General features: G+C 37.6%; 25 protein-coding genes. 3 read left to right on the top strand and 22 right to left on the bottom strand.

The genetic code is table 11. From position 1 onward, the window contains the following. Nucleotides 1-29 precede the first annotated feature (29 nt). The 4 genes from ABHC48_RS12685 to ABHC48_RS12670 all read right to left on the bottom strand — a co-directional run bounded on the left by ABHC48_RS12685 (nucleotide 30) and on the right by ABHC48_RS12670 (nucleotide 1944). The gene (locus ABHC48_RS12685; protein WP_347505614.1) at nucleotides 30-218 is read right to left on the bottom strand and encodes a hypothetical protein; all 189 of its coding nucleotides are present in this window, start codon (nucleotides 216-218) and stop codon (nucleotides 30-32) included. A 65-nt stretch (nucleotides 219-283) separates the two neighbouring features. After that, nucleotides 284-1351 (bottom strand): hypothetical protein, encoded by a 1068-nt coding sequence (locus ABHC48_RS12680; RefSeq protein WP_347505613.1) that lies wholly within the window; start codon nucleotides 1349-1351, stop codon nucleotides 284-286. After that, nucleotides 1348-1614 (bottom strand): hypothetical protein, encoded by a 267-nt coding sequence (locus tag ABHC48_RS12675; RefSeq protein ID WP_347505612.1) that lies wholly within the window; start codon nucleotides 1612-1614, stop codon nucleotides 1348-1350. Before ABHC48_RS12675 ends, ABHC48_RS12680 begins: the two co-directional genes overlap by 4 nt. 66 nt (nucleotides 1615-1680) lie before the next feature. After that, nucleotides 1681-1944, bottom strand: a complete 264-nt coding sequence (locus tag ABHC48_RS12670; RefSeq protein ID WP_347505611.1) for a hypothetical protein — start codon at nucleotides 1942-1944, stop codon at nucleotides 1681-1683. Between the two features lie 596 nt (nucleotides 1945-2540). Here ABHC48_RS12670 and ABHC48_RS12665 point away from each other — a divergent pair. Further along, nucleotides 2541-3560, top strand: coding sequence for a helix-turn-helix transcriptional regulator (locus ABHC48_RS12665; RefSeq protein ID WP_347505609.1), 1020 nt, complete (start codon nucleotides 2541-2543; stop codon nucleotides 3558-3560). A 100-nt stretch (nucleotides 3561-3660) separates the two neighbouring features. On the opposite strand, the gene ABHC48_RS12660 is transcribed toward ABHC48_RS12665, so the two are convergent. The 17 genes from ABHC48_RS12660 to ABHC48_RS12580 all read right to left on the bottom strand — a co-directional run bounded on the left by ABHC48_RS12660 (nucleotide 3661) and on the right by ABHC48_RS12580 (nucleotide 10369). After that, a complete protein-coding gene (locus tag ABHC48_RS12660) occupies nucleotides 3661-5097 on the bottom strand; it encodes a hypothetical protein (protein WP_347505607.1) in 1437 nt (478 codons plus the stop codon). A gap of 22 nt (nucleotides 5098-5119) precedes the next feature. Continuing rightward, nucleotides 5120-5728, bottom strand: coding sequence for a hypothetical protein (locus ABHC48_RS12655; RefSeq protein WP_347505605.1), 609 nt, complete (start codon nucleotides 5726-5728; stop codon nucleotides 5120-5122). Nucleotides 5729-5904: 176 nt separating this feature from the next. After that, the gene (locus ABHC48_RS12650) at nucleotides 5905-6141 is read right to left on the bottom strand and encodes a hypothetical protein (RefSeq protein ID WP_195409659.1); all 237 of its coding nucleotides are present in this window, start codon (nucleotides 6139-6141) and stop codon (nucleotides 5905-5907) included. A gap of 84 nt (nucleotides 6142-6225) precedes the next feature. Next, nucleotides 6226-6453 carry a hypothetical protein gene (locus ABHC48_RS12645; RefSeq protein ID WP_347505603.1) on the bottom strand — a complete coding sequence of 76 codons (228 nt, stop codon included), beginning with the start codon at nucleotides 6451-6453 and terminating at the stop codon, nucleotides 6226-6228. Nucleotides 6454-6465: 12 nt separating this feature from the next. Further along, a complete protein-coding gene (locus ABHC48_RS12640; RefSeq protein WP_347505601.1) occupies nucleotides 6466-6978 on the bottom strand; it encodes an HNH endonuclease signature motif containing protein in 513 nt (170 codons plus the stop codon). Continuing rightward, the gene (locus tag ABHC48_RS12635; protein ID WP_148462943.1) at nucleotides 6975-7253 is read right to left on the bottom strand and encodes a hypothetical protein; all 279 of its coding nucleotides are present in this window, start codon (nucleotides 7251-7253) and stop codon (nucleotides 6975-6977) included. Before ABHC48_RS12635 ends, ABHC48_RS12640 begins: the two co-directional genes overlap by 4 nt. Beyond that, entirely contained in the window at nucleotides 7250-7429 is a 180-nt protein-coding gene (locus ABHC48_RS12630) for a hypothetical protein (RefSeq protein WP_347505600.1), read from the bottom strand. The genes ABHC48_RS12635 and ABHC48_RS12630 overlap by 4 nt, the downstream gene beginning before the upstream one ends. Nucleotides 7430-7436: 7 nt before the next feature. Next, a complete protein-coding gene (locus tag ABHC48_RS12625) occupies nucleotides 7437-7799 on the bottom strand; it encodes a hypothetical protein (RefSeq protein WP_347505599.1) in 363 nt (120 codons plus the stop codon). Beyond that, nucleotides 7790-8041, bottom strand: a complete 252-nt coding sequence (locus tag ABHC48_RS12620; protein ID WP_347505597.1) for a hypothetical protein — start codon at nucleotides 8039-8041, stop codon at nucleotides 7790-7792. Before ABHC48_RS12620 ends, ABHC48_RS12625 begins: the two co-directional genes overlap by 10 nt. Nucleotides 8042-8155: 114 nt before the next feature. Continuing rightward, complete coding sequence (locus ABHC48_RS12615; RefSeq protein ID WP_347505596.1) at nucleotides 8156-8311, bottom strand: hypothetical protein; 156 nt, start codon at nucleotides 8309-8311, stop codon at nucleotides 8156-8158. Between the two features lie 18 nt (nucleotides 8312-8329). Beyond that, nucleotides 8330-8596, bottom strand: coding sequence for a hypothetical protein (locus ABHC48_RS12610; RefSeq protein WP_347505595.1), 267 nt, complete (start codon nucleotides 8594-8596; stop codon nucleotides 8330-8332). Between the two features lie 16 nt (nucleotides 8597-8612). Next, nucleotides 8613-8774 (bottom strand): hypothetical protein, encoded by a 162-nt coding sequence (locus ABHC48_RS12605; protein WP_173770042.1) that lies wholly within the window; start codon nucleotides 8772-8774, stop codon nucleotides 8613-8615. Then, entirely contained in the window at nucleotides 8771-9013 is a 243-nt protein-coding gene (locus ABHC48_RS12600) for a hypothetical protein (protein WP_347505593.1), read from the bottom strand. Before ABHC48_RS12600 ends, ABHC48_RS12605 begins: the two co-directional genes overlap by 4 nt. Nucleotides 9014-9192: 179 nt before the next feature. Then, nucleotides 9193-9513: a hypothetical protein gene (locus ABHC48_RS12595; protein WP_347505592.1), complete on the bottom strand. Its 321-nt coding sequence runs from the start codon at nucleotides 9511-9513 to the stop codon at nucleotides 9193-9195. Between the two features lie 74 nt (nucleotides 9514-9587). Next, nucleotides 9588-9755, bottom strand: a complete 168-nt coding sequence (locus ABHC48_RS12590; protein WP_347505591.1) for a hypothetical protein — start codon at nucleotides 9753-9755, stop codon at nucleotides 9588-9590. Between the two features lie 101 nt (nucleotides 9756-9856). Beyond that, nucleotides 9857-10045, bottom strand: a complete 189-nt coding sequence (locus ABHC48_RS12585; RefSeq protein ID WP_148462938.1) for a hypothetical protein — start codon at nucleotides 10043-10045, stop codon at nucleotides 9857-9859. A 45-nt stretch (nucleotides 10046-10090) separates the two neighbouring features. Continuing rightward, nucleotides 10091-10369, bottom strand: a complete 279-nt coding sequence (locus ABHC48_RS12580) for a hypothetical protein (RefSeq protein ID WP_148462937.1) — start codon at nucleotides 10367-10369, stop codon at nucleotides 10091-10093. Between the two features lie 356 nt (nucleotides 10370-10725). Here ABHC48_RS12580 and ABHC48_RS12575 point away from each other — a divergent pair, with 356 nt between their 5' ends. Together ABHC48_RS12575 and ABHC48_RS12570 are read left to right on the top strand one after the other, a co-directional pair. Then, complete coding sequence (locus ABHC48_RS12575) at nucleotides 10726-10929, top strand: antitoxin (protein WP_347505589.1); 204 nt, start codon at nucleotides 10726-10728, stop codon at nucleotides 10927-10929. Nucleotides 10930-11070: 141 nt separating this feature from the next. Then, complete coding sequence (locus ABHC48_RS12570) at nucleotides 11071-11919, top strand: zincin-like metallopeptidase domain-containing protein (RefSeq protein ID WP_347505588.1); 849 nt, start codon at nucleotides 11071-11073, stop codon at nucleotides 11917-11919. A 1181-nt stretch (nucleotides 11920-13100) separates the two neighbouring features. Here ABHC48_RS12570 and ABHC48_RS12565 read toward each other — a convergent pair. Beyond that, nucleotides 13101-13343 (bottom strand): hypothetical protein, encoded by a 243-nt coding sequence (locus ABHC48_RS12565; protein ID WP_347505587.1) that lies wholly within the window; start codon nucleotides 13341-13343, stop codon nucleotides 13101-13103. Nucleotides 13344-13635 lie beyond the last annotated feature (292 nt).

Below are 13635 nucleotides of genomic sequence, written 5' to 3'. Positions count from 1 at the left end.
TAGCTTTTATATCTACTGCCTGAATCCGATTATTTGTTTACTTCATACCCTCTGGCTGACTTTCCGGTTCGGTTGGTCTTCAAAAGTTTGCTGTCATCAAACCATGGAACTGTACCGCCTACGAATCTTGATTCTGGCATTCTATTTTCAGATTTGCCGACCAGATGAATTAAACCGTTAGCTTGTAACACAACTAAGTCATTATGCTGCTTCTCCATATCCCATTTATCCTCACCATTGATACATGACTTTTCTCTGACATAACATAAGATGTACTTAACCTTTACTGTCCTCTTCTCTTTTTCAGAAGTTCCAACTTTGTCATTCTCTTCTTTGTAGGTTCTTCTTTCTGCTCTGTTATATCTACTTCCGGTAATTCCAGTGAACCAAGCTTTGCTCTGGTGCTTTTCTTATTTCTCATACGTTCCGCATTAGCTTTTACAGCCAATTCGCCAAGCTTCTTTACATGAGATACCGGATAATCCAAGCCACTTGCAGCAATGATTGTCTTCCTGCCGTTGAAACCTTCAAACACATTATCTGGTTTTCCGACCTCTGCAATTACATCCTCAGAATCAATATCTGACTTATCATTTTTTGAATGAATGACACCGATATTCTCGCAGATGTAGTTGTCCTCGATTGGTGCAAAAATTCCACTCTTGGTCAGCTTTTCAAGCTTGATCTTGCTGTCTGTTCCATCTCCTGTTACGCTCAGAACCATTGCTCCGCTATCCTTCAGCATTTCCAATCTTTCCGATTCATCAAAATTGTTCTGTCTGCCGTAGCTCTCATTCGAAAGAAATTCATCCAGCATATTTGCAAAATTCTTATTTATATAATCGTAGTTCTCGTTGCTGTCATTATTCAAAAAGAATGTGGCTCCAAGTCCCTCAATCTCCTGAAGCTCCTGCACCGTCTCATAGGCGTTCTTATGCTTTGCCAGAGATTCACCAGATGCAGGTAACGCAATCACCGGACACACCGTCTTCACCGGATTACCCTCTTCGTCTTTTTCTTCCAGGAGCATTTCTGCAACAATTGGCGCACAGCCTGATCCAGTAGAACCTCCTCCGGCAAAGAGAATAAACACAATGTCTTCTTTGATTCCTTCAACAAATTTGATGAAATCTTCGTTTCCAACCAGACAATCCATAGCTCTTTCCCGATGTCCACCGAATCCATCAAAGCCTTGTAAGGTATATTTGTTTGGTACGTCTCCAAGCGCTTTGTGATCCTGTTCGCTACCATTTGCAGCAACTCCTTTATAATGACGCTGTACAAATTCTTTGTAGATTTTTCCTCCGGTGCTTCCAATCCCTAACATGTAACAATTCTCTCTGATCTTCATTCTGCTTTATCCTCCTTGAATAATTTGCGACCTTTTTCTAATAAGTAGTACGTGTTTGCATGGTTGTCCAATACACCTGTTGCAAGATATCCCATTTTCACAAGCTTACTGGCAATCCGATATACCGTCATTCGTGTACCCAGAGCATTCTGTGACTCTTCCAGTAGCTCTGCGATTGTCATGCCGTGAAATTGATCTGTCATATCCAGTTCATGCAGTGTGCTTAGAACTAGGTAATCCGACCTGTTCAATGTATCTGACATATATGTAATCATTCCTTTCTATATCTTCATTTTTACTTGATGCTATCAGGACTTATCTTTGACGTATCAATCTTCCAAGTCTGCCATATCCTTTATGTCCACCGCTTTGATACCCTTGTCCAGGATGTAATAAGTATCGGCTTGCTCCGCCTGACAGCCCTTTGCGGTATATCCCATATCACATAGTTTCTTCAAACGTTTGTAAGCAGTAACCCTGGAAAATGGTAACTCTGGTATAATCTCCTGTAATGTCATGCTTTCCTGATAATTCGTACACTGATGTTCTTTCAGCACGTTCAGGATTTGAAAATCTGATCTCGATAATTCCATAAAGTTCCTCCCTATTAAGTTTTTGTCTACCTTTATCTCAGCTGTAACCCAATGTGTAAAAAAATATGGTGATCTGGTTCATTCTCTACTTCCGATTTCTCAGGAATTACATTCTGTAAAATACATATTGCTGTTTTTCTTAAAAAAGGGTGCAAAAAATAAAGCAGTCTCACTGAAAGATATAAAAATAGTCCTGTGGGCTGTGTTGCTGATGCAGGTATAAAGTTGTCATGGTACTGGTATTGATTGTGTTGCTTGTTGCTGTTTCTTCCTATTTAATATAGGTGTTTATGTATTGGGTAATATGACAGAATATTCGAACAAACGTTTCGGATTGTCACGAAATGAAAAATAGACTATACTTAACTTGTCGAAGGTTATGTATGGATTCTTCATTCTTGATGATCTGTGCATATTGAGAGGTCATTGCTCTGCCAGGAGCTTTGATCTCTTTTTTTGTTTCTATGGCTAGCATAATATCACACCTAATAACTTGTGTCAATACTTAATAAGTATTTTTTTTACTTATTTATTCTTTGTTTGACTTTCTTCATTTTTTATATTACACTAACATCATTAGAAAGCAGGTGAATTATATGAAAATGGATAAACTTTTAATTACTGATAATTTACGCCAAAATATTGTTGAGCTTAGGAAAAAAAATGGCCTCTCCGCTTATGAATTATCTGAAAAAAGTGGTCACTCAAAATATTGGCTTCCTAATATTGAAAATGGTAAAACCCAAAAAATAAGTAAAGAAGATTTATTGTCTATTTATAGTATTCTATTAAATAAAAATGAGGATTCCGCTGTTATACCATATATTGAACAAATTATACAACAGCCACTTAGTTCCGATACATCATGGTATCAATTACATTCAGTACAAGAATCGAATATACTTCATAACAAATATATTCCTCAGTCTCATTCACCAGAGCAATTAAAACTTGTAATTAATAGCGAATTTTCAAACATAAAACAACAATTATTCAAAATAATTTCAGATCAGCCCCAAGAGAACCAAAAAGCTGCATTAAATGCATTGGAAACTTTTCGCCGATCAGTATATTTTAATCCAGAGCTTAGTTTAGCTTTAATTAATATTCCACTTTTTGGGGTAGATTCTGAGAACTCTAATGAATATTGTACTTGCATTAATGACTTGACAGCATTAGCTGCAAAATATAATGATTTTGCAAATAGAAAAGATATTCGTCAAAAACTATATATCGAAGAAAATATAAATAAACAACTTGAAGAAGAAAATTATCAAACCGCCCAACAAGTGAACACTAATTATTATAATCTACTATCACTACTTAAAGATCAACTAGTAAATGGACAGTATAATAACCTTTTTAATTTTTTAAATATGTTTTATTCAAGTATTGTGGAATCTCTCAAAAGACTTGTGTCTGATAACTTAAAAAATGAGCTTCCAGATATTAACGAAATTAAAAACGGCGATAATTTTTGTGATCTAATTATGTACTGCTCTAAATTACTAATTTTGCTACAAGATGACTACAACCTATCGCCACCTACCCGAGAACAAATTTCAACATATATGAGAGTAATTCATTTACTTCGTGAGGTTTCCACTATTCAATAGCCGTATTCTTCCCATGGGCTACCGATCAACACGGCAGCCCTCTTTTGTGCTCTCTCAATCCCTATTTTCGAATATCTTCGCCAGCGTTAGACATATACTTTTACATCTCTTCCAACATACGGTCCAGCTGTGCAATTTCATCCCGAAGTTGTTCATTTAATTTATTCATAATAAATTCTTCTTTGACCTTCGTTATGAACCTTACATCAGAAAAGAGTCTGGCTATCGTAACAATTAAGCCTCCAACATCCAGATAACTTATAGACTTTTTTACAAGATCTGGATTTTCACTTACTGTACCAACTGCTGCTCCGACTCCTACTGCAACCAGATTACTTGTAGACGCTATGAGATTCGAATACAACAATATTTTTCTGGTTCTGACTTCGTATAACTTTTCGTCCTCTCCTTCAGGTTTTATAATTCTATGTACCATTGAAATAATCATATTTATTAATACAGAAAATGCAACTTCTGTCCCCACACTTGCAGCATCAATTCCATACTTAGCTAAAGTTTCTCCCATTTTGGGATTAATTGCATTAATAAGAGGCAACGGTAAACCATGCGTTGTATTTACATCTGATTTTAGGTGCATAGCTTCTCTTAATAGCGCATATCCCAATGCAATTTTTCCATCTTTTCCATCATTCAAAACTCTATCTTGTACTTTCATTACCATTGTACCAGTACTTGCCATAGAATGAATGACGTTGCCCTTTCCTGGAACATATTTTACATGTGCGGTCTGAAATGTTGAATTGGTGATTGTTCCAGTCATAATATTCATTGTTCCGAAAACCCAACCGAGTATAGGATCATGTCCCAATGTAGCTTCTCTATGATTTTTATGACCTTTCAAAAAATCCTGCACTGTTTCATAATTTCCACGTCTATTTACATCAAATGGAACTGTATTAATAAGAATTTTATCTGTATCAACCCAGTACCAGCCAGAATCCTGTTTTCCATGTGCTTTTTCATCATTACTCTTTGCATTCTTTCGTTGTTCTTTGAGCCATGGATCAAGTACATATTGACGAATAACCTGAAGGGCCGTTGCTGTAGCAAGGAATATAATATCCGTTTTTGTTAGCTTTGTTTCCCTGGAAAATTCCTTGTTTATTGCAATAAGACGTTCATCTGCAATCCTAATTTCATCTTCCGTCAGCAAATCCTGAATGCTGGTATTGGTATATCCACGCTTTATAGCTCTCTCTACCAAATCATCATATGTAACAATTTCTGCCGGAGCTTTTGCAAGAAATGCAGCTACCTCTTTTTCATTCTTAGCAATCATTTTATCCGCTTCTATTTTTCCTTTTATCGCAGCCTCTTTTTTTATAGAAGCAACGTCAATACCAATTGATTCTAACCAAGCTTCAGTTTTTGCAAGTTCCTTATCTGACTGCGCCGACAAACGCTCATTGTTCTCCTGATCCTTTTCCCATTTGTCTAATAATTGATCCGACCGCTTGAGTAAATCGTCTGCATCATCTTGAAGCATTTTTTGCACATCATAAAAATGATCTACCATTAATAATCTCCCTCATTAATTATTAGAAAAGATCTGCCATAGGACCATATTTCTTTCTCATAGCTGCATATATTGCCTCATACTCAGCAATCTTCTTTTTATCCTCATAAATTTCCTTTTGATCCTTAATATGACGTTCTTCCATTTCTTTTATTTTTTGTTCATGTTTCTTATTAATTTCATTCATTTTTTCACTAAACTCTTTACAATAATTTGCAGTTTTTCGCTTACTTTCAGGATCTTTTTTTGAAGCTATAGAATGAGCCACCGCTCCTACCGTAATTCCTCCCAAAAAAGCGGCAATTCCAACAGGTAAAACAATCGTACCCATTGTAATACCTGCACCAGTAGCAAAAGAAGCGGCTGCCCCCGTTCCTATACTCTCAGTAACCGCAGCTCCTCCAAATATGCTCAATATCTTTCCCAGCCCACTAGGTACAGCCTCCACTTTCACTAGCTCTCTGTCATCTATTCTTCTTGAATTTATAGCATCATAACCCAATACCTCATTGTATCCTTTTTCATCAAACAATATTGCTTTATCCGTGGATAAACTCTTATCTGCAAGCTTCAATAATTCTTTTATTTCTCGTTCCTCTTTTTCTGTTAATGTAAAACTTTCCTTTCCCATACACACACCTCATAACTTTCTTGTTCACTTGTGAATTTCAAAGCAATCCTTTTTAATAATTATGCAAATATTTTCAATATCACTATTCTCATCATATTGCATGATTATAAGTAAAATATAGCATAAATTGTTTGATTTTTCTATGATAATATAATATTTTTACAACATTATGAAATCTAGTACGGAATACATTTGTATCCGTTTCGCTCTAAATCTTGTCTTACTTCCCTTATCAGCCTTTTGGTTATCATAATATTCTGCTTGTGCTTGATCTCTACATGATATCCTGTCAGTATTGATATGTACTTGTAATGGCTACCTCCACTGCCTTTTTTATTATCTGGAATATAATGGTTTGCTTCCAGATAGGCAATAAACCGGACTTCATCTCGTCTATCAAGTTTTCCGCTCATTGTGCTTCTGCTCCTTTATTATGTCCTGCTACCTGTCTGTTAGTTCAATAGGGGAGTCGATAATTTCTACTCTCCTGTGCAATCCTAATTTACAAACTGAAGCATATATTCCTTAAACTCTTTGTAGTCCATAAATCCTGCCACCTCTGCATTTTCATAAATTCTCTTCAATAAGCTCTCGCATTCGTCCTGATTTTTCCCGATCATATACTCATGTGTCCATGTTGTGAAGAAACACTTCAAACGCTCGGGAACCATTTCATCCTTCCATTTATTTTGCTCTATATAATCTAAAATCTCTCTCGTCCACATTGTCTTGTCCTCCTACCGTGCCACACTCTTAATTAACTTATTCGCCAGTTTCCATTTCAATTTCTTGCCATACTTCTTTTCCATCTGATACAGATAGATTTCATTGATCCGATCAAAGAACGTGTCCGGGAGCATTTTATCTTTGAAGGTGTTGCATGTTCTACATGTACACTGAAGATTTTCCACTGAATCTGATCCACCCAATGACGTAGGTCTGACATGGTCTATTGTCATGTCCTCATATTTGATTTTTCTACCGCATAATACACAACGTCCGTCTGCCTGATTGTAGATCATCATTCTTGTGGTCTTTGGGAAACACTTTTTCTTCTTTCGTCTGTAACAGATACGCTGTGTTTCCGTATCGTAGGCATAAAAACCCTTGGTTGCCTTAACATTTTCCCTTATGAAAATACTGCACCCCTGGAATGTAAATGTCCTTGCTTTACTTATATCTGTTGTCTTCTGGATCTGGTGCTCTTCGTCTAAATATATGTACTCTGTTCCGTTTGTAATAACTATCATTTGTCTGCTCCCCCTTCAACAATTGCTTCTGCTCGTTCCTTTAATATCTGTAAATCTTCAGGCTTTACTAATTCTGCCATCATATCCCAGAAATAGTTGACTGTACCAGTTCCCTTATGGAATGCCACTGCATAATCAAGCATTTCCCAAATCTCTTCTTTTGTGAGTGGTTCTGTTGCGTCTGCCTCTGCAATATGGTAATAGAATCTTTCATCAGGACACATCCAGATTCCAAGAATCAATCCGTCCTGAAATACACAATGTAATCTTCTCATTTTGCCTTATTACCTCCAATATCCTTAAACTCTACTTCAACATCATTAACAGTAAAATTAGGGGTGTGGTCAAATCTTCTTCTGGAAATCTCTTCTGCCTGTTCTGATGAAGTGGCTATAACCTCATATTCATAGGTTAATTTTAATTTGACATAGTATCTATTAAGATCACTCATTTTTCTTCTACCTCCAATTTCCCTTGAGTAAGTCCCAGATCATTCCTAGCGCAATCGGTGCAGCCATAAGATACATCCCATAGTATTCTGGATCACCGGTTACCTTGCAAATCAGCCAAGGGAACAACGCTATGAATACAATAGCCGCGATCTGCTTCAGTAATGAGATCAACAGTTCCCTTATCAGCTGGCGTTTACGCTGTCGATTTACAATCTGCCTTACTCTCTGCTTATGCTGTTTCTCCTGCTCCTGTTTCTTGTTGGCCAGAAGATATTTAGCTACAAGCTCTACAACCTCGTCTTCTCTGTACAGTCTAATTACCTCTGGTTCCCTTACTGCTTCCATTTCCTTATCCTCCCTTACCACCATAAGTCATACATATCTCCAAGAATCTTTACAAATACAGAATCAATATCCTGGATAGTAAAGCAGGACTTTCCACGTGAACAGTAATCTTTCCCATACTGAAGATCAGCACTAAAAACAATGCTCCTGATCTTGATTTTTGCCATCACATAATCTGTATGATTATCTCTGATCTCTTCGATCTGGCTTCTGAATGGTTCATTTCCAACCGTGTAATTGTACAGTTCCCTTGCTTCTGCTAACATTTATGTATTCCTCCTGCTTTATGTACTTAGCCGACTACCTGATTGTCAGGATCTGTCCCAACAATCAACGCTCATGGCCTGAAGTCCTTTTTATCCTCGCCATGACGAGCTTATTTATTTTCTGTATTCTGGTTTTAGCAACTTGGAATCATCAAACCATTTAACAGATCCACCCTTGAATTGTGTCTCAGGCTGGAAGATCACACCATGGCTTATTTTCTTTATCTGTCCTGATTCTGTTTTTACTGCAATATTTACGTTCTGTGTCATTGTTCTGCCCCCTCGCTATTAAAATAATTTTCCTGTTGCTACCGCCATAGCTATGTAAAATCCATCTGCAAAAGTGTTCTTTTCTGTCCGATTTACAAGATCTTCAAGCTCATGTTCAATGCGGTATTTCTGCTCTCTGGAAGCTCCGGTTAGCTCGCTTATATAATCAACAATTTCTGGTAAGCTATGACTGTAATCGTTATGGTCCGGTGTGAACTCTTTGCATTCATCATCACACCAGGCATTAAACATGGATTCCATTAATTTATTTCCTAAGTCTGACATTGTTCTGCCCCCTTTTCTAAAACCAGAAGTCCATCAAGAAATCAAAATCTCCATCCCACATTTCCTGCGGTTCTTGCTTAGGCTCTGACTTTCCACCCAACAATAGATTTTTTCCGCTCGCTACTGTTTTTTCTCCAAGTGCTTTTAATTCTTCATCAGATAAACCGTATTCCTTCATATATTATTGTCCCCCTGTTCTGGTAATGGGTGCAATAAGCTCAAGGCTGTAAGCACACCCTCTTTAAAAGCCTCATACTGGATTACTTCTGAATACTCCACAATGGCTGTGTACAGCGGATCATGTTCTGCTTGACCTTTAGCAGCTTTATTGATTGCTTCAAAAGCTGATTGTTCATCTAAAGATGTGGTATGTACGTTTATCCAGTGTTCATACAAGGTCTTTATTGCGTCCTTCATGTGCTACACCTCCCAAGTCGTAACATGATATCCAGCTTTTCTCATACTCTCAGCGAACTTATCACGCTCTGTCGCCGTGTCAAAAGATCTGGTATATTCACAACCAGGCTTACTAAATGATACTCTGTACATGGGCTACACCTTTCTCCCCGATAAGCCGATAGGACAGCTATTTAATACTAGATTGTCAACATCAGCTTCAAATACTGATACACAAGTTTTCGCGCTTCAAAGTCAATCTTTGCAATGTGATCCAGAAGCTCAACCGGCTCTTCGTCACTAAATGCGATTGCTAACTTATCCGGTAAAGGTAAGCTATGGATTGCTCTTTCTACAACTGGACTTACCATTTGATGCATGGTTTCTTTCAGTAATGCTACAAAATCCTGTTTGGACATGTCACACTCCATGTAAATAGGCTCCACGTAATCCTGGTACTCTGTGAAGGTGATATAGTTTTCTCCGTATTCGGAAATGTCAATAAACTCGCAATACATCATTGTTGTTTTCCTCCTGTTGGTTGATTGATTTTATATTGTCGGGACTGCCTAATTGACAGCCCCATTTGTTACTATTAAATTGTTTCAAACACGCCAGATTTCAACATATCGGTAAACCAACAGTCAAAATCTTGATATTCTTTTTTGTCTGCAAGATCTCTGTACACTTCTTGCATCTGCTCGTATGTAAAACTTCTGCCATTTATCGGCTCTTCATAGCTGATATATTTTGTTTCTTTCATGTTGTTGTTCCTCCTTATGTTTGACTACCTGACCGCCATTTCTGACGGTCAACGCTCACAGCTTGAAGCCCTGTTTATAGTGGCTGTGACCACTTTGATGATTAACTATTCTGAAGTGCTATGTATCTACGAGCATCCTGCAAGCATTCTGCTTTAGTGTTTCCAAAAGCTACAGCATTACCCCAATCATTTCTTGCGACCCACTCTGAAACGGTACCGTTCTTTTTAGCTCTTGAATTTAAAGGATCATAGTGTTCAATTCTTTCAAATGTTAAATCCTGAAGTTTCATGTTCTCACCTTTCTGCGGTTGACCTCCACCGCAAGGATAAGAAATTTATCTTACATATAATCTGCGGTACTGGGAAACCCTCTGATAATCTGCCAGTGATCCGAGATCAGCTTCAAGCTGTTTACTGTCCAGTGTTCGGCGCTCGCAAGTTGAAACTTTTATAGTGAAATCTTTACCGGATTCTGAAAGCTTGTTGTTATTGTCTAAGTAAGAAATCATCTCACGCTCTGCATCCTTTAATTGTGCGTCAAGCTCTTCTTTCATTGCCTTGAGTGATCTGTAATCTGCCACGACCTTTTCTAATTCGTTCATTGTTGTACACATATCTTTTTCCTCCTGTTATTCATCTTTATGGAAGAACATCAGCCCCAGTAGGTCTTAAACCAATCTCAACTGCTTATGCGTCTTTGCTTACCCTTATCTGGTGTTATGTTAGTGTCTCCGGTGTGCTTGTGCTACTTCGTTTTCACCCTTCGCTGTGTTCTTCGTTTGTGTGTTGCTGTTTTGTTTATGGCTCTAGTATATGATATGGGTACCCATATTGCAAGATGGGATGTTTAACAATTATGGGTACCATTTTCGGATAATTTTTTGTGCATTTTGTATGGGTACCATCACTCTGTACAAAATTATCCCTTTATGCTATAATGAAAAAAATGCTTAATGAACGGAGGAACCCAATGCCAGAAGATAAAAAACCATATATTGTAGATGGACAACATGTATCATTAGAAGAATATAGAAAAACCAAATATGAAGATTTAAGAATAAGAGTCCCAAAAGGAAAGAAAGAAGAAATCAAGGACTTTGTTTCTAAAACAGGTAAGAGCCTAAACGCATTTGTAAATGAAGCAATAGACGAAAAAATAAAACGCGAAAAATAATGTTTTGTATGGTACCCATAAAATTAAACAAAATATGGGTACCTTTTTTAGTGATTATTCCGTCTTGTAATATGGGTACCCATATAATATAATTGACCTCAACAAAGGAACTACAGCACCACATAATAGGAGGTCAAGCATATGGCAAGCTTAAATGTATATGAAATGGTAACGGAAAGAATCATTAAACAGTTAGAACAGGGAACAATTCCATGGCAAAAACCTTGGACTGGTGTTCGGTCTGGTGCATTCAATAGAGTTAGCAAAAAACCTTATAGCCTTATAAATCAAGCTATATTGGAAAAACCGGGCGAGTACGCAACTTTCAAACAGTGGAAAGATTTAGGCGGTCACATTAAAAAAGGTGCCAAAGCTGAAATAGTAGTTTTCTGGAAGATCATTGATGTTGAAGAAAAGAATGATAAAGGTGAGATTGAAAAGAAGAAGCTACCACTTCTTAGGTATTACAATGTATTCCATATTTCACAGGTTGAAGGCGTTGAGCCACTGAAAGAAAAGCTCAATACAAAAATCGAACCGATTGAGGAAGCAGACAGAGTTATAAAAGACTATGTGGATCGGGAACAACTTGTTTTCAATGAATGCAAAAGCAATAGAGCATATTACGCCCCATTAATTGACACAGTGGTTGTACCGCTTAAAGAACAGTTTATGAACACGCCGGAATGGTACGGAACTACCTTTCACGAATTGGTACATTCAAGTGGCAGTAAGAACAGATTGAACAGACTAGAAACAAGTAACCTTGCTTCATTTGGTTCTGAGACATACAGCAAAGAGGAATTAGTAGCAGAAATTGGTTCAGCTTTTATTCTCAACTATCTTGGAATTGAAACAAAAGGAACATTTCAAAACAGTGCTTCATACATTGAAAGTTGGCTTCAGGTTCTCAGGAACGATAACAAGTTTATTGTATCTGCAAGTAGTAAAGCAGAAAAAGCAGTCAATTACATACTGGGTATAGAATGATAAAGAGGCGGTTGAAATATACCGCTTCTTTTTTTGCGTTATGGTTTCCGGTGTTAGCTTCCGGTTGTGTTGGTCTGTTATGCTTGCGCTGTGTCGGATCAGAAGAAAATGATTGTGTTATCTGCCGTGAATGTGGTGTGATATTATGGGATAGACTGTTGATGTGATGCAGACCGTAACAAGAGATATACAATACAATGACATGGTGTTATCTGTAATGATCCATGAGTTATACAGTCCATAGGCTTATATTGTCCTATGGCTTTTATTGTGTCGGGCTGTGATCTGGTGTGGTGTTCTGTGTACCTGGTGTGAGCTGTGTCTGGTAATATGAGCTGATAGAACGAATTGTTATGTCAGATTGGAAGATACTTCTCACTGGGAAAATCCTAGTGAATGAAAAAGGGGCTGTGGTGCGATATGATGATTTGATGTGTGGTATTCTGCCAAGAGTGGGATCTTGTTTGATTGTAGGGCTTATTACTGAGTAGTGCAGAATGTTATACCAGATTTAAGCAGATTCCCAAAATGGGAATGTGGTTGTGTAATAATCTGGCTGTATGGTGTGTTGAGCTGTGATTGTATGGGTAAGACTGATTTACTATGTGAAAATCTGGGACTTGTACTGTGATCCGCTCTGACATGATAACGTTATATGGTTCTTGTCTGCTGTGGGATGTATGGTTATCTGGTTTGGGTGATCTGGGCTGATATTGTACAGTCTGCTATATATGGGTAGGCTGTGGGAATGTCTTTTTCTGTGATTGTCAGTCTGGATGCTATGCAGAATCTTTTTTCTGATATATGTTGTTGGTCGTGTATGATCCTTTGATTGTGTGGTCTATTGGGCTTGTGTGTGTTGCTGCTGATATATCCTAGTGTTTTAGTATGATATAGGTGGGTGGGGGGTACTTTTAATCTTTGCGCTGTTTCGGTTTTGTCGTAAGGGGTGAATGTGGTTTAATTGCACACTAACTGGAAAAATAGCCCGATACGATATAACGGACTTGGAACGCCATTTCTTATATTGATTCTTAGAACCGTATGTGCTATACTGCAACAGAAAGATGTAAAGTTATCCAACAAAGACACCTCCCCTCTGTTGCCAGAGTATATGAGTAGCAACACGGATTTCCCCAGATATAGGCAGTCTGGGGATTTCTTTTTGCACAATTAAGACATCAGAACTGATCTTTATATTCCGGTTTCAGCTCCAAGTATTTTGCAAGATTTATTCCCTTATTAATTTCAACCACATAGGACGGTTGTATTCCTGCGGCTTTAATCACTGCTGCTGGGGATATTCCTGCTATCCTCATTTCATCTGCATAGAGTACACCAAAAAGATGTATCATAGTTGTTCTCTTTGCATTCTTAATCTCACTCATTTCACGTAACTTATTCTCAAGCTCAACAACTGTCATTTGTACCTTCCTCCCGATCATAAATATAAGCTGATTATAGCACAATTTGATATTATGGAGTATAAATTTGCATAAAAATATCAGCAGAATACACACCGATAAAAACCGAATTTTATCGGGAAAATCACCCCTTTAACCCCCAGTAAATATAAGGAATTCTGAATGTGGATTTCAGCAAAAATCAGTGTTTTTGGACGTTTTAGACCGTTTTCGTCTGTTGATTTATACTTAAAACTGACCCAGTTTTAACGAGGAAAATTGACCCACCTACAGCAGTGGCAATGAGTAAGTA

Origin of the sequence: Ruminococcus sp. 1001136sp1 (assembly GCF_039841815.1) — a bacterium.
In the GTDB taxonomy this organism is placed as follows: Bacteria; Bacillota; Clostridia; order Lachnospirales; family Lachnospiraceae; genus Blautia_A; species Blautia_A faecis.
This window is presented reverse-complemented; position numbering and strand designations above follow the sequence as displayed.

Bases quoted from the DNA above. Each gene is read 5' to 3' on its own strand.
- ABHC48_RS12610 (WP_347505595.1), bottom strand. From the start codon at position 8,596: ATGTCAGACTTAGGAAATAAATTAATGGAATCCATGTTTAATGCCTGG.
- ABHC48_RS12585 (WP_148462938.1), bottom strand. From the start codon at position 10,045: ATGAAACTTCAGGATTTAACATTTGAAAGAATTGAACACTATGATCCT.
- ABHC48_RS12655 (WP_347505605.1), bottom strand. From the start codon at position 5,728: ATGGGAAAGGAAAGTTTTACATTAACAGAAAAAGAGGAACGAGAAATA.
- ABHC48_RS12570 (WP_347505588.1), top strand. From the start codon at position 11,071: ATGGCAAGCTTAAATGTATATGAAATGGTAACGGAAAGAATCATTAAA.
- ABHC48_RS12650 (WP_195409659.1), bottom strand. From the start codon at position 6,141: ATGAGCGGAAAACTTGATAGACGAGATGAAGTCCGGTTTATTGCCTAT.
- ABHC48_RS12620 (WP_347505597.1), bottom strand. From the start codon at position 8,041: ATGTTAGCAGAAGCAAGGGAACTGTACAATTACACGGTTGGAAATGAA.
- ABHC48_RS12625 (WP_347505599.1), bottom strand. From the start codon at position 7,799: ATGGTGGTAAGGGAGGATAAGGAAATGGAAGCAGTAAGGGAACCAGAG.
- ABHC48_RS12640 (WP_347505601.1), bottom strand. From the start codon at position 6,978: ATGATAGTTATTACAAACGGAACAGAGTACATATATTTAGACGAAGAG.
- ABHC48_RS12605 (WP_173770042.1), bottom strand. From the start codon at position 8,774: ATGAAGGAATACGGTTTATCTGATGAAGAATTAAAAGCACTTGGAGAA.
- ABHC48_RS12565 (WP_347505587.1), bottom strand. From the start codon at position 13,343: ATGACAGTTGTTGAGCTTGAGAATAAGTTACGTGAAATGAGTGAGATT.
- ABHC48_RS12680 (WP_347505613.1), bottom strand. From the start codon at position 1,351: ATGAAGATCAGAGAGAATTGTTACATGTTAGGGATTGGAAGCACCGGA.
- ABHC48_RS12615 (WP_347505596.1), bottom strand. From the start codon at position 8,311: ATGACACAGAACGTAAATATTGCAGTAAAAACAGAATCAGGACAGATA.
- ABHC48_RS12685 (WP_347505614.1), bottom strand. From the start codon at position 218: ATGGAGAAGCAGCATAATGACTTAGTTGTGTTACAAGCTAACGGTTTA.
- ABHC48_RS12670 (WP_347505611.1), bottom strand. From the start codon at position 1,944: ATGGAATTATCGAGATCAGATTTTCAAATCCTGAACGTGCTGAAAGAA.
- ABHC48_RS12590 (WP_347505591.1), bottom strand. From the start codon at position 9,755: ATGAAAGAAACAAAATATATCAGCTATGAAGAGCCGATAAATGGCAGA.
- ABHC48_RS12635 (WP_148462943.1), bottom strand. From the start codon at position 7,253: ATGAGAAGATTACATTGTGTATTTCAGGACGGATTGATTCTTGGAATC.
- ABHC48_RS12575 (WP_347505589.1), top strand. From the start codon at position 10,726: ATGCCAGAAGATAAAAAACCATATATTGTAGATGGACAACATGTATCA.
- ABHC48_RS12645 (WP_347505603.1), bottom strand. From the start codon at position 6,453: ATGTGGACGAGAGAGATTTTAGATTATATAGAGCAAAATAAATGGAAG.
- ABHC48_RS12580 (WP_148462937.1), bottom strand. From the start codon at position 10,369: ATGTGTACAACAATGAACGAATTAGAAAAGGTCGTGGCAGATTACAGA.
- ABHC48_RS12595 (WP_347505592.1), bottom strand. From the start codon at position 9,513: ATGATGTATTGCGAGTTTATTGACATTTCCGAATACGGAGAAAACTAT.
- ABHC48_RS12630 (WP_347505600.1), bottom strand. From the start codon at position 7,429: ATGAGTGATCTTAATAGATACTATGTCAAATTAAAATTAACCTATGAA.
- ABHC48_RS12665 (WP_347505609.1), top strand. From the start codon at position 2,541: ATGAAAATGGATAAACTTTTAATTACTGATAATTTACGCCAAAATATT.
- ABHC48_RS12675 (WP_347505612.1), bottom strand. From the start codon at position 1,614: ATGTCAGATACATTGAACAGGTCGGATTACCTAGTTCTAAGCACACTG.
- ABHC48_RS12600 (WP_347505593.1), bottom strand. From the start codon at position 9,013: ATGAAGGACGCAATAAAGACCTTGTATGAACACTGGATAAACGTACAT.
- ABHC48_RS12660 (WP_347505607.1), bottom strand. From the start codon at position 5,097: ATGGTAGATCATTTTTATGATGTGCAAAAAATGCTTCAAGATGATGCA.